Origin of the sequence: Citrobacter sp. wls619, assembly GCF_005281345.1 — a bacterium.
In the GTDB taxonomy this organism is placed as follows: domain Bacteria; phylum Pseudomonadota; class Gammaproteobacteria; order Enterobacterales; family Enterobacteriaceae; genus Citrobacter.
Window position 1 is genome coordinate 1 of the sequence record NZ_SZXJ01000041.1, and the last position, 13842, is coordinate 13842.

The 13842-nt window shown below is 51.1% G+C and carries 10 protein-coding genes; 6 read left to right on the top strand and 4 right to left on the bottom strand.

Annotated elements, in window-relative coordinates:
* Window positions 1-777: 777 nt before the first annotated feature.
* Together FDX19_RS07825 and fghA are read right to left on the bottom strand one after the other, a co-directional pair.
* Window positions 778-2763, bottom strand: coding sequence for a ligand-gated channel protein (locus FDX19_RS07825; RefSeq protein ID WP_137382282.1), 1986 nt, complete (start codon window positions 2761-2763; stop codon window positions 778-780).
* Between the two features lie 412 nt (window positions 2764-3175).
* The gene (fghA, locus tag FDX19_RS07830; RefSeq protein ID WP_137382283.1) at window positions 3176-4012 is read right to left on the bottom strand and encodes an S-formylglutathione hydrolase; all 837 of its coding nucleotides are present in this window, start codon (window positions 4010-4012) and stop codon (window positions 3176-3178) included.
* Between the two features lie 321 nt (window positions 4013-4333).
* Here fghA and folE point away from each other — a divergent pair, with 321 nt between their 5' ends.
* From folE to mglC, 6 genes are all read left to right on the top strand, one after another.
* The gene (folE, locus tag FDX19_RS07835) at window positions 4334-5002 is read left to right on the top strand and encodes a GTP cyclohydrolase I FolE (protein ID WP_003027410.1); all 669 of its coding nucleotides are present in this window, start codon (window positions 4334-4336) and stop codon (window positions 5000-5002) included.
* Window positions 5003-5016: 14 nt separating this feature from the next.
* On the top strand, window positions 5017-6174 hold the full coding sequence (yeiB, locus tag FDX19_RS07840; RefSeq protein WP_137382284.1) for a DUF418 domain-containing protein YeiB: 1158 nt from the start codon (window positions 5017-5019) through the stop codon (window positions 6172-6174).
* A gap of 144 nt (window positions 6175-6318) precedes the next feature.
* Window positions 6319-7341 (top strand): HTH-type transcriptional regulator GalS, encoded by a 1023-nt coding sequence (gene galS, locus FDX19_RS07845; RefSeq protein ID WP_137382285.1) that lies wholly within the window; start codon window positions 6319-6321, stop codon window positions 7339-7341.
* 295 nt (window positions 7342-7636) lie between these two features.
* Window positions 7637-8635, top strand: a complete 999-nt coding sequence (gene mglB / locus FDX19_RS07850) for a galactose/glucose ABC transporter substrate-binding protein MglB (protein WP_043016958.1) — start codon at window positions 7637-7639, stop codon at window positions 8633-8635.
* Window positions 8636-8706: 71 nt separating this feature from the next.
* Window positions 8707-10227: a galactose/methyl galactoside ABC transporter ATP-binding protein MglA gene (gene mglA, locus FDX19_RS07855; protein ID WP_137382286.1), complete on the top strand. Its 1521-nt coding sequence runs from the start codon at window positions 8707-8709 to the stop codon at window positions 10225-10227.
* Window positions 10228-10242: 15 nt separating this feature from the next.
* Window positions 10243-11253, top strand: a complete 1011-nt coding sequence (gene mglC, locus FDX19_RS07860) for a galactose/methyl galactoside ABC transporter permease MglC (protein ID WP_005129205.1) — start codon at window positions 10243-10245, stop codon at window positions 11251-11253.
* A 58-nt stretch (window positions 11254-11311) separates the two neighbouring features.
* On the opposite strand, the gene preA is transcribed toward mglC, so the two are convergent.
* Window positions 11312-12547, bottom strand: a complete 1236-nt coding sequence (preA, locus tag FDX19_RS07865; protein WP_137382287.1) for an NAD-dependent dihydropyrimidine dehydrogenase subunit PreA — start codon at window positions 12545-12547, stop codon at window positions 11312-11314.
* The gene (locus FDX19_RS07870) at window positions 12541-13782 is read right to left on the bottom strand and encodes an NAD(P)-dependent oxidoreductase (RefSeq protein WP_137382288.1); all 1242 of its coding nucleotides are present in this window, start codon (window positions 13780-13782) and stop codon (window positions 12541-12543) included. The genes preA and FDX19_RS07870 overlap by 7 nt, the downstream gene beginning before the upstream one ends.
* Window positions 13783-13842 lie beyond the last annotated feature (60 nt).

Consider the following 13842-nt stretch of genomic DNA (forward strand, 5'->3'; position numbering starts at 1 on the left):
GCCGGTGAACGTGTTAAGGGTGCTATCGCGCACCCTTAACAATCCCGGCTTCCGGCGGGAAAATTGCCGCTCCGCGGTTCCCTCCGCTTATTCCTCCAGGCTACCGGGCCGGGCGCGATGCAACATCCCTGTCGCACGCACCCTGAACCCGCATCCCTGCGGGTTCTCCCGGCCTTACGGAAACACGTCGGCAATTTTCAGCCGGACCAGCCACACCTGACCATCTGTATTTTTATTTGAATATATCTGAACAGCAAAACAGATTTTACTGGAAGTCAGAGCGTTGAAGCGATGACCCATGTCCGGCTGAAAATCGATGAGGCGTTGACGGCTGACCGGGTCTGCCCGCAGGGATGCGGGCAGAGGGGACGGCCTGCAGGGATGCAGGCTCGGCCCCGACCCGACAGGCAGACGGAATAAGACGAATAGCTCGCGCCAGATTTAACTGAAAGTCAGAGAGTTGAAGCGACACCCTGGTCCGGCTGAAAATCGATGAGGCGTTGACGGCTGACCGGGACTGCCCGCAGGGATGCGGGCAGAGGGGACGGCCTGCAGGGATGCAGGCTCGGCCCCGACCCGACAGGCAGACGGAATAAGACGAATAGCTCGCGCAGCGACGATTTTCCCGCCGGGAGCCTGGGATGCAAGGGAGGCTGATTCAAAGAAGTGATACCGTTGAAGTGAACGGAACCCCGTAGCGGAATAAAATGTTCTCCATACATGCTTAACTAACAGGCATTAGACATTCACCTTGCCGGGGTTTTTATTGTCCAAACTTTAGAAGTTGTATGTCAGGCCAACAGTATAGCGACGACCATCAAGCACGGTGTCATAGGTATCGTAATCAATCTGTTTATCCAGCACGTTATACACGCCCGCAGTAAGCAGCACATCTTTGGTCGCGTAGTAGCGCATACCGATATCGACCTGGGTATAGGAAGGGGTGCCTTGCGCCATAGAGGTACGACTCAGGTATTCTGATGTTTTGCCACGCAGATTCAAACGGCTCCAGAAACCGATATCCTGCGTAGCCTGCCAGTCCAGGGTGGTGTTAAACATATGCTTTGGCATTTTGTTTAACGGCTGACCCGAGAACTGGCCGCTTTTCTGTTCAGATTCGGTGTAGGTATAGTTCGCTGTCCAGTTGATGTCGGAGGTCATCTTCCAGCCGAAGGTGGATTCGACGCCGCGCATATTGGCTTTATCAACGTTAACCCGATCGCTGACAAAGTCGTAATGGGTGCTGCCAATAGTACAAGCCGGATCGGCACTGCTGTTACAGCGACGCACTTCGGTGATTTTGTTTTTGAAGTCGGTATTGAACAGCGTGACGCCCGCATTGAGGTCGTTGCCGTTATCCCACAGTAAACCGATCTCTTCGCTCAGGCTTTTTTCTGGTTTCAGATCCGGGTTGCCGACAATGATCCCGTTCAGACGACCGCCGCCGGTCACTTGCCCCCAGCTTGCGGATGACTGGCGCAGATCCGGCGCACGATAGCCCGCAGAAACACCGCCTTTTAAGGTCCATTGATCGCTCAGGTGCCATACGCCATAGCCGCGCGGCGTCCAGTTGTCACCGTAGTTTTCATCTTTATCCATACGCAGACCGCCGGTCAGCGTGAAAGTATCGGTAACCGCCCATTCATCTTCGGCAAACAGCGCCCAGCTCCAGCGGGTCAATTTGTTCAGACCGTCAGCTGCCTGCAGTTGGTTGCCGTTATCGCGCAGTTTTTCATAACGGTATTGCCCGCCAACTGTCAGGGTGTGAGCCCCGAGGAAGACCTGGTTCTGGTTATTGAAGATCGTATTGTAGGATTTCATCTGACGACCAGGGTTTTTGGTCTCTTCCTGCTGAACATAGCTGGTGCTGTTGAAATCGTCGTAATAACCGCTGTGGGTTAATGAATACGTTGTGTGTTCATAACGGTTGTAGCTTTTGCTGTTTGGCTTACAAACACCGTTACGGCAGTTTTCTGCCGCCATCGATTCGCCCGGCGTGCTGTTGCGATCCTGTAGTTCATGCGCGACATCGAAGTCGATGTCATTTTTATCATCCGGGGTGAAGTTAAGGGTGAGTCCGCCGTTGCGCAGGCGCTGTTCATTGTAACCATTGACTATCTTATCTTCTCCGCGATGGGAGAACAGCCCGGTCACTTTTGCGCCGAGTAGCCCGTCGATCAGTGGTCCGGACGCGTAGGCATTTGTCTGGTAAAGGTCACCGGAGTCCCGATCTTCCTGGAGGGTGGCGTCGCCATGTAGGGAGCCGGTCCAGGCTTTGGTATTCGAGACTTTTTTGGTGATCACGTTAATCACGCCGCCCATGGCATCAGAGCCGTACAGAGACGACATCGGGCCACGGATCACCTCGATACGCTCGATGGATTCCAGTGGCGGCAGCCAGCCTTGCTCAATACCCGCGTTGTCGCTGTTCGGGCGGGTACCGCGTGTACTGATACGTTTACCGTTAACCAGGAAGAGCGTGTATTGCGAGGCCATACCGCGGATGCTGATATCACTGCTGCTACCGCCGCCGGTCACAACAACACCTGGGACGTCTTTCAGGGCATCGGTGACATCGCGATACGCTTTATCTTCGATCTGCTGCTTGGTAATAACCGAAATGGAGGCGGGGGCATCCTGAATTTTTTGTTCAAACCCGGTGGCGGTGACGACCACGGTATCCTGGTCGGCGGCATAGACGAGTGATGGGAGACTCGCGACGCATACTGCGGCGGCTACAGCCTTAACGTGAGGTATAGTCATTTGTATCATTCCATTTAAATGAATCTAACTGCGTGTCATGTGAAAGGCCATGACAATTGTATGTATTTGTCTTTTAAGGACTCTTTTCAGTAAAGAAGCGGGGGGATTGTACAAAAGTATGAATTTTTGTAAACACAAATGATAATAGAAATCATTTGTGTTTGATATGAAATTTGGGTAAGTGTTTATAAAATCAATGAGATAGCGGCGAAATAAAAATGGATAAAAAGTGAAGAAAAGATGGAGAAGTAAAGAGGGTTGGCGGCAAACCAGCGCCTGAAGGCGCTTCGCTTATCAGGCCGACATCAAATTTACGCAACTTAGTGAGATGGGCAAACGCGTAGGCCGGGTAAGGCGTAGTCGCCACCCGGCATAAACACGCACCTGGACTTTGCCAGCAATCTGAGAAGGACTACTTCAGCAGATACTGGGCGTGGAAACGCAGGTGATCTTCAATAAACGATGCAATGAAGTAATAGCTATGATCATAGCCAGGCTGAATGCGTAATGTCATCGGCCATGCAGTCTGACGGGCGGTTTCGGCCAGGACTGCGGGTTGCAGCTGGTCGGCGAGAAACTGATCGCTATCCCCCTGATCAATAAGCGTTGGGATCGCATCTTCGGGTTTGCTGGCCAGCATCAGCGCACAGCTGTCCCATTCCGCCCACCGTGATTTATCCTCACCCAGGTAGGCGCTAAAGGCTTTCTCACCCCACGGTACGCGACATGGATTGACGATGGGGGCAAAGGCAGAAACGCTGGTGTATTTACCAGGGTTTTTCAGTGCCATGATCAGTGCACCATGCCCCCCCATTGAGTGCCCGCTGATGGCGCAGCGATCGCTGACGTTAAACTGTGACTGAATGAGTGCCGGTAGCTCATCACGCATATAGTCATACATGCGAAAATGTGAGGCCCACGGTTGTTGCGTGGCATTGAGATAAAATCCGGCGCCCTGGCCTAAATCGTAGCCTTCATCATTGGCGACTTGTTCCCCACGCGGGCTGGTATCAGGCATCACCAGAACGATGCCCAGTTCAGCCGCAATACGTTGCGCTCCGGCTTTAGTGGTGAAGTTTTCATCATTGCAGGTCAAACCTGACAGCCAGTACAGCACCGGAGGCGGGGTGTTATCCCGGGGTGGTGGAAGAAAAATACTGAAGGTCATGGTGCAATTTAGCGTGGTGGAGTCATGACGCCAGCGTTGCTGCCAGCCTTCAAAACAGCGGTGCTCTTCAAGCATTTCCATGCGTGGCTCCTTGTTGTGTTGAACCTGAATGTGTTTGCGAACTCACCATAATACAGATTATTCATTGCACTGTGAGTAACTTTCACTTCCGCATTGAGCAAACATACTTCATCATCTATATAACTTTACATTAACACTCGAATTCACCCGGTTGAACGACGTTTGAAATCTGTGTGCTAAAAGGCAGCACCAATTTCAATAATTATCGCGGCGAATACTGGATTATGTGCGCCGCCTCACGCACAATGTTCTGGCTGTGACACAGCCTAAAAACTTTGCCCCACGCAGGGCAGAGGCGCCCCACCTGCAGGAGAAAAAGAAATGTCATCACTCAGTAAAGAAGCGGCCCTGGTTCATGAAGCGCTGGTCGCGCGTGGTCTTGAAACACCGCTACGCCCGCCCGTGCAAGAGATGGATAATGAAACGCGCAAACGTCTTATCTCCGGTCATATGACCGAGATTATGCAATTGCTCAATCTTGATTTGAGCGATGACAGTCTGATGGAAACGCCACATCGCATCGCAAAAATGTATGTCGATGAGATTTTCTCCGGCCTCGATTACGCCAATTTCCCTAAAATCACCGTCATTGAAAATAAAATGAAGGTGGACGAGATGGTCACGGTTCGCGATATCACGCTGACCAGCACCTGCGAGCATCACTTCGTCACGATTGATGGCAAAGCGACGGTGGCCTATATTCCGAAAGATTCGGTCATCGGTCTGTCGAAGATTAACCGCATTGTGCAGTTCTTCGCTCAGCGCCCGCAGGTCCAGGAACGGCTGACTCAGCAAATTCTCACCGCGCTGCAAACGCTGCTCGGGACGAATAATGTGGCGGTGTCGATTGATGCGGTGCATTACTGCGTGAAAGCGCGTGGTATCCGTGATGCGACCAGCGCCACCACCACCACCTCGCTTGGCGGATTGTTTAAGTCCAGCCAGAATACGCGTCAGGAATTCCTGCGCGCCGTGCGTCACCACAACTGATCAGGGCAGGGGCCATGGAGCGTAATGTCACGCTGGATTTTATTCGTGGCGTCGCCATCCTCGGCATCCTGCTTCTCAATATTAGCGCCTTTGGTCTGCCAAAGGCGGCCTATCTGAATCCTGCCTGGTACGGCAGCATTACCCCGTCAGATGCCTGGACCTGGGCTGTGCTTGATCTCTTTGCGCAGGTGAAATTCCTCACGCTGTTTGCGCTGCTGTTTGGCGCGGGTTTGCAGATGCTGCTACCGCGAGGCAAACGTTGGATCCAGTCGCGACTCACTTTGCTGGTCCTGCTGGGGTTTATTCACGGTTTGCTGTTCTGGGATGGCGATATCCTGCTGGCGTATGGTCTCATCGGGCTGATTTGCTGGCGGTTGGTTCGCGATGCCCCTTCCGTCAAAAGTCTGTTTAATACCGGCGTGTTGCTCTATCTGGTGGGCGTTGGCGTGCTGTTGCTGCTGGGGTTTATCTCCGGAAGTGAGACCAGTCGGGCCTGGACACCGGATGCTTCTGCGTTGCTGTATGAGAAGTACTGGAAGATTAACGGCGGTATGGAAGCGGTCAGCAATCGCGTGGATATGCTGTCGAATAGCTTACTGGCGCTGGGCGCACAGTACGGCTGGCAGTTGGCGGGGATGATGCTGCTGGGCGCGGCATTGATGCGCAGCGGTTGGCTGAAAGGGCAGTACAGTTTGCAGCATTATCGACGTACCGGCGCGTTATTGGTCATTATTGGCATTGCGATTAACCTGCCTGCTATCGTTGCGCAGTGGCATCTGGATTGGGCATATCGCTGGTGCGCTTTTCTGTTGCAGGCCCCGCGTGAGCTGGGCGCGCCGTTTCAGACAATTGGCTATGCCGCATTGCTGTTTGGTTTCTGGCCGCAGCTGAGCCGCTTAAAAGGGGTTGTTGCGATAGCCTGCGTTGGGCGCATGGCGCTGACCAACTATCTGTTGCAAACCTTAATTTGCACCACGCTGTTTTATCAATTCGGCTTATTTATGAAATATGACCGACTGGCGCTGCTGTTATTTGTCATTCCGGTCTGGGCCGTTAACCTGCTTTTCTCCGTCATTTGGTTGCATTTTTACCGGCAAGGCCCGGTAGAATGGCTATGGCGTCAATTAACCCTGCGTGCGTCAGGGACATCATTACCGCGAACATCCAGATAACGATCTGGATCACATTCATTAACAAAATGGATGTAAGCGCTTTCATTCCTGTGACATCACTCACGCAGTCCGTTTCGTTGTGCTGACAAAATACCCAGCCTGGGGTGTCTGCGGGCAGCCGCAATCTAAAACAGGGCAGTGAATATGGTAACCATTCGTGATGTGGCACGGCAGTCTGGTGTTTCTGTAGCGACCGTTTCCCGCGTACTCAACAACAGTGCGCTGGTGAGTCCTGACACGCGTGAAGCGGTAATGAAAGCTGTGACTCAGCTCGGCTATCGCCCTAATGCCAATGCACAAGCGCTGGCGACGCAGGTGAGCGACACGATTGGGGGCGTGGTGATGGATGTATCAGATGCATTTTTTGGCGCGTTGGTCAAAGCCGTGGACCTGGTTGCCCAGCAGCATCAGAAGTACGTCCTGATTGGCAACAGCTACCACGAAGCTGAAAAAGAGCGTCATGCCATTGAGGTACTGATTCGTCAGCGTTGTAACGCACTGATTGTTCACTCGAAAGCGTTGAGCGATCGCGAGCTGGCGGAGTTTATGGATCAGATCCCCGGTATGGTGCTGATCAACCGCATTGTGCCGGGCTATGCGCATCGTTGCGTCTGTCTGGATAATATTAGCGGCGCCAAAATGGCAACCCGCATGCTGTTGAATAATGGGCATCAACGTATTGGTTACCTGGCATCAAGTCACCGCATTGAGGACGATGCAATGCGTAAAGAAGGATGGCTAAGTGCTCTGAAAGAACAGGGGATTACCCCGGCTGACAGTTGGATAGGTACCGGTTCACCGGATATGCAGGGCGGAGAGTCCGCCATGGTGGAACTGCTGGGACGTAACCTGCAACTGACGGCAGTCTTCGCTTACAACGACAATATGGCCGCTGGCGCGCTAACGGCGTTAAAAGACAACGGCATCGCCATTCCATTACATCTGTCTATCATTGGGTTCGACGATATTCCCATCGCACGTTACACCGACCCGCAGCTGACAACGGTGCGCTATCCCATTGCTTCTATGGCAAAAATGGCCACCGAGCTTGCGCTACAAGGTGCGGCGGGAACGCTGGATCCTGATGCAACACATTGCTTTATGCCGACGCTGGTGCGACGTCATTCTGTGGCTTTGCGGCAGAATGCGGCACCGATCACTAACTGATAATGTCAGGCTATGTAACCGCTTTCAATATGTGAGTAAATTCACAGTATCTTAACAATGCGATAGCTATGATGACACTGTTTGCTGCGCTGTAACTACTATGTAACGGTGAATAATCACTTTCATCGAGGTATAGGCGCCTTAAACAACAATTAAAGCCTGTTTTTGGAGCGTTGCCAGACACGGAAGAAATATTTTTAAAAGTGAGCTTCGGCGTTCAGTAACACTTCAGTAACGTTCTGCCTGCCGAGCATTTATCTCAAGTACTACCCTGCATAATAAAACCGGAGATACCATGAATAAGAAGGTGTTGACCCTGTCTGCTGTAATGGCAAGCATGTTATTCGGCGCGGCTGCGCACGCTGCTGATACCCGCATTGGTGTGACTATCTATAAATATGACGATAACTTTATGTCTGTGGTACGCAAGGCTATTGAAAAAGATGCCAAAGCGGCGCCGGATGTACAGTTGCTGATGAATGACTCGCAAAACGATCAGTCCAAACAGAACGATCAGATTGATGTGTTGTTGGCAAAAGGCGTTAAAGCACTGGCTATCAACCTGGTTGACCCGGCAGCGGCAGGCACGGTCATTGAAAAAGCACGCGGACAGAACGTACCGATTGTATTCTTCAACAAAGAACCTTCTCGTAAAGCGCTGGACAGCTATGACAAAGCGTATTACGTCGGTACTGACTCCAAAGAGTCCGGGATTATTCAGGGTGATTTGATTGCCAAGCACTGGGCCGCTAACCCGAACTGGGATCTGAACAAAGACGGCAAAATTCAGTTTGTTCTGCTGAAAGGCGAACCGGGACACCCGGATGCCGAAGCACGTACGACCTACGTGATTAAAGAGCTGAACGACAAAGGCATTAAAACTGAGCAGTTGCAGTTAGATACCGCAATGTGGGATACCGCTCAGGCGAAAGATAAAATGGATGCGTGGATGTCTGGTCCTAACGCAAACAAAATTGAAGTGGTTATCGCCAACAATGACGCCATGGCGATGGGCGCAGTTGAAGCGCTGAAAGCGCACAACAAAACCAGCGTCCCGGTATTTGGCGTCGATGCGCTGCCTGAAGCACTGGCTCTGGTGAAATCTGGCGCCATGGCCGGTACCGTGCTGAACGATGCAAACAACCAGGCGAAAGCGACCTTCGATCTGGCGAGAAACCTGGCTGATGGCAAAGGCGCGGCAGACGGCACCAACTGGAAAATTGAGAACAAAATTGTTCGCGTTCCATATGTCGGTGTCGATAAAGATAATCTGGCAGAGTTCACCAACAAATAAATACTCCGTCTGTGGGCGCAATTTCATTGCGCCCTTAATTGCGCACTCTGCAAGGCCAACAAGGTATAATTATGGTCAGCACTAATACTCAGTCGTCAGGCGAATACTTGTTGGAAATGAGCGGCATCAACAAGTCCTTTCCCGGCGTTAAGGCTCTTGATAATGTCAATTTAAAAGTCCGCCCACATTCTATTCATGCTCTGATGGGCGAGAATGGCGCTGGAAAGTCAACATTATTAAAATGTCTTTTTGGGATCTATCAAAAAGATTCCGGTAGTATTTTATTTCAGGGTAAAGAAATCGATTTTCATTCTGCTAAAGAAGCGCTTGAGAATGGTATTTCAATGGTACACCAGGAATTAAACCTGGTATTACAACGTTCTGTAATGGACAACATGTGGCTGGGGCGCTATCCCACCAAAGGCATGTTTGTCGATCAGGAAAAAATGTACCGCGATACCAAAGCGATATTCGATGAACTGGATATTGACATCGATCCGCGTGCGCGTGTCGGAACATTATCTGTTTCGCAAATGCAGATGATTGAAATTGCAAAAGCATTTTCGTATGACGCCAAAATCGTCATTATGGATGAACCGACCTCATCGTTAACCGAGAAAGAGGTTAATCATCTGTTTACCATCATCCGTAAGCTGAAAGAGCGTGGGTGCGGGATTGTGTATATTTCTCACAAAATGGAAGAGATCTTTCAACTGTGTGATGAAATTACCGTGCTGCGCGATGGTCAATGGATTGCGACCCAGCCGCTGGAAGGGCTGGACATGGATAAGATCATCGCCATGATGGTCGGACGTTCACTGAACCAACGTTTCCCGGACAAAGAGAACAAGCCGGGAGAAGTGATTCTGCAAGTGCGTAACCTGACTTCTCTGCGTCAGCCGTCGATTCGTGATATCTCTTTTGATCTCCATAAAGGGGAAATTCTCGGCATTGCCGGTCTGGTTGGCGCGAAACGCACCGACATCGTTGAAACGTTGTTTGGCATTCGTGAGAAATCATCGGGCACGATTACGCTCCACGGCAAAAAAATCAATAACCACAGCGCGAATGAAGCGATTAACCATGGTTTTGCGCTGGTCACCGAAGAGCGTCGCTCAACCGGGATTTATGCCTATCTGGACATTGGTTTTAACTCGTTAATCTCCAATATCCAGAACTATAAAAATAAAGTCGGCCTGCTGGATAATTCCCGCATGAAGAGCGATACCCAGTGGGTAATTGACTCGATGAGGGTAAAAACACCAGGGCACCGTACGCAAATTGGTTCGCTTTCTGGCGGTAATCAGCAAAAGGTGGTCATTGGCCGTTGGTTGTTAACGCAGCCGGAAATCCTGATGCTGGATGAACCGACACGCGGTATTGATGTTGGCGCGAAATTTGAGATTTATCAGTTGATTGCTGAACTGGCGAAAAAAGGAAAGGGGATCATTATTATTTCCTCTGAAATGCCAGAATTGCTAGGTATTACCGATCGTATTCTGGTGATGAGCAATGGCCTCGTCGCGGGAATTGTTGAAACCAAAACCACAACGCAAAACGAAATCCTCCGTCTTGCGTCTTTGCACCTTTAAGATTAGGGGCTCCTCATGAGTGCGTTAAATAAGAAAAGTTTTCTTACTTATCTGAAAGAAGGCGGAATTTACGTTGTTCTTTTGGTTTTGCTGGCAATTATTATTTTCCAGGATCCCACTTTCTTAAGTTTACTGAACCTGAGTAATATTCTAACGCAATCCTCGGTGCGTATTATTATCGCGCTGGGGGTTGCCGGGCTGATTGTTACGCAAGGGACGGACCTGTCAGCAGGGCGCCAGGTTGGCCTGGCGGCGGTCGTGGCGGCAACCTTGCTGCAGTCGATGGAGAACGCCAACAAGGTGTTCCCGGAAATGGCGACGATGCCCATTATTGTGGTCGTGCTGATTGTCTGCGTTATCGGTGCTGTCATCGGTCTGGTAAACGGTATCATCATTGCTTATCTGAATGTGACGCCCTTTATTACCACCCTCGGCACGATGATTATCGTCTACGGTATTAACTCCCTGTATTACGATTTTGTTGGGGCATCGCCAATTTCTGGCTTTGACAGCGGGTTCTCAACCTTTGCGCAGGGCTTTATTGCGCTGGGTAGTTTCCGACTCTCCTACATTACTTTCTATGCCTTGATTGCCGTGGCCTTTGTTTGGGTGCTGTGGAACAAGACCCGTTTTGGTAAAAATATTTTCGCTATCGGCGGTAACCCAGAAGCCGCGAAAGTATCCGGTGTAAACGTGGCGCTGAACCTGCTGATTATCTATGCGCTGTCTGGTGTGTTCTATGCCTTCGGTGGTTTGCTGGAAGCAGGGCGTATCGGTTCTGCAACCAACAACCTCGGCTTTATGTACGAGCTGGATGCCATTGCGGCATGCGTGGTTGGCGGCGTGTCGTTCAGCGGTGGCGTGGGGACGGTTTTCGGCGTGGTGACCGGTGTGATTATCTTCACCGTCATCAACTACGGTCTGACCTACATCGGCGTGAACCCTTACTGGCAGTACATTATTAAGGGCGGCATCATCATCTTCGCCGTCGCGCTGGATTCACTGAAATACGCACGTAAGAAGTAACGATTAGAACGCTAAAAGCCCGGTGCAGCGCAATCTGCACCGGGCTTTTTTGTGAGTGTCACAAGGTTAAAGCATGTGCTTTCTCGCCGGTTTTAAATTTCACCTCACCGAGATCGATACAGGCTACCGGGCAAACGTGACCGCACAGCAGGCAGCCCACGCATTTTTCCGTGTTGCAGTGAGGTGTACGGGTCTCCTCATTCCATTCCATTGCCTGGTGCCCACCGTCATAGCAGGAGATGTAGCAGCGGCCACAGCCCACACATTTTGCGAGATTGATATGCGGATAGACGATGTAGCTACGATCAAGTTCCTCTGCGGGGATGATATTGGCGTTAGCGAGACCAACCATCTCCTCCAGCGAGTCAAATCCTTGATCGGCGAGGTAATGCGATAGCCCGCTGGTCATGTCCTCCACGATTCGGTAGCCATACTGCATGACTCCGGTGGTGACCTGCAGCGTGGCAGCACCCAACAGCAGAAACTCGGCGGCGTCCTCCCAGGTTTCAATCCCCCCAATGCCGCTAATCGGAAAATCGCGCAGTTCAGGGTGCATACGCAGTTGCTGAATAAAGCGCAGAGCGATAGGCTTCACGGCCTTGCCGGAATAACCAGAAATACTGGATTTACCGTTGATGACCGGCATCCCGATTTTGCGCTTCAGGTCGATATTGGTGATGGATTTAACCGTATTGATGGTCGCGATACCGTCAGCACCTCCGCGTTTAGCCGCCAGAGCAACTTCACACATATCACCAATATTTGGTGTCATTTTAGCCAGCATTGGTAAGGTTGAGCCGCGTTTAACTGCCCGACAATACTTTTCGACCAGCTCAGGGCTTTGCCCGACATCGCTGCCCATGGCATGTGAGGTCATTTGCGGACACGAGAAGTTGCATTCGATCATGTCTGCACCCGCCTCTTCAACCAGGCGAGCCAGCTCCTGCCACTGTTCTTCGTTTTCACCCATGATCGACGCAATCAGGACCTTGTCAGGATAGTCCTGTTTCAGTCGGCGAATTGCGGCCAGATTCTCCTCCAGCGGGTGTTCGGCAATTTGCTCCATGTTTTTGAAGCCGATAAAGCCGGTATCTTCTTTGGTCAGATGGTCAAAGCGCGGGGAGACTTCATTGGCGATAAAGAAACCGATCGTCTTAAAAACAATACCGCCCCAGCCGGTATCATAGGCTTTGGCGCACATCTCATAGCAGTTGCCCACCGGCGAAGAAGAGAGGCAGAACGGGTTGGGAAATTTGACGCCGCAAAAAGTAATAGAAAGATCTTTCGTTAACATGAGCAAGCTCCCTCTAAATAGTGATGAATGGCCTGAGCGGCTTCTTTTCCGGTTTTCACGGCGTATACAACGGTTTTATCGCCTTTAACAATATCGCCCGCGGCAAACATAACCGGATCGGCGGTTTGGTAATTGTGCGTATCGATAAGATTGCGCTGTGGCTTTAACGCGGCGAAATCATCAAGCTGCGCATGTTGACCGACGGCAAGAATAATATGTTCGGCTTCAAGCGAGAGTTCTCCCGGCAGGCGTACGTGCTTAAAGGTGACGCGATTTCCACTAACCGCCACAGGCGTGAAACCGTCAATAATCGATACCCCTAACGCCTGGGTGCTGTTGAACTCGTTGTCGCTGGCAGGGAATTCAGCCAGTTCTTCACGTGCGACACAGGTGACGGACGGGCAGCCCAGCAGTTTCAGTGTACTGGCGACATCCATTGCCACATCGCCACCGCCGATGATCAATGCGCTTTGCGCGACGCTAATATTGCCGCCTGACTGTCGGGCCCGTTGCAGAAAGTCGACGGCAATTTCGACATTATTTGCCTGATCAAACAGAGGCAGCGTAGAACCGTAAGACATCCCTACAGTTACCAGTACGGCGCGGTATTCTGTTTTGAGTTGCTCAAGGGAAAGGGCAGTACCCACTTCACAATTGCATCTGATGGTCACGCCCATTTCTACGATACGGGCAATCTCATTATCTAAAACCGCCTGCGGCAGACGAAACTCTGGAATGCCATAACGCAACCAGCCGCCTGGCTGGGCCTGCTTTTCGAAGAGGGTGACGTCATAGCCAAGATTACTCAGCGTTACGCTGGCCTGTAATCCGGACGGACCTGCACCGATGATGGCGACCTTGCCCAGCGTTTTTGTTGCGGGCTGATAGATTTTCATTGCGGTCTGCTGTTCAAAATCGGTAATAAATCGCTGCAGACGCGCAATATCGATAGGTTTATCAATTCCTGAACGCGTACATCCGCGCTGGCATAATTTTTCGGTTGGGCATACCCGGGCGCACACCGCACCGAGCGCATTATTTTCCCGAATAGTTTCAGCCGCGCCTTTAAAATTGCGGAAATAAATGGAGCGAATAAATTTCCCTGGGTCGGTTTGTGCCGGGCAATCCTGACTACAGGGGGCATCGTGACATAATAAACAACGAGAGGCCTCTTTTATTGCTAATAATGGGGTAAAAGCCGGCGTGAGCTCATCCAGATAATTTTGTTGTGGCATATTTTCTTCCTTAATGCTTGAGTAAATTAAGGCAACCCTTTAATAACAAAATATAAAAAG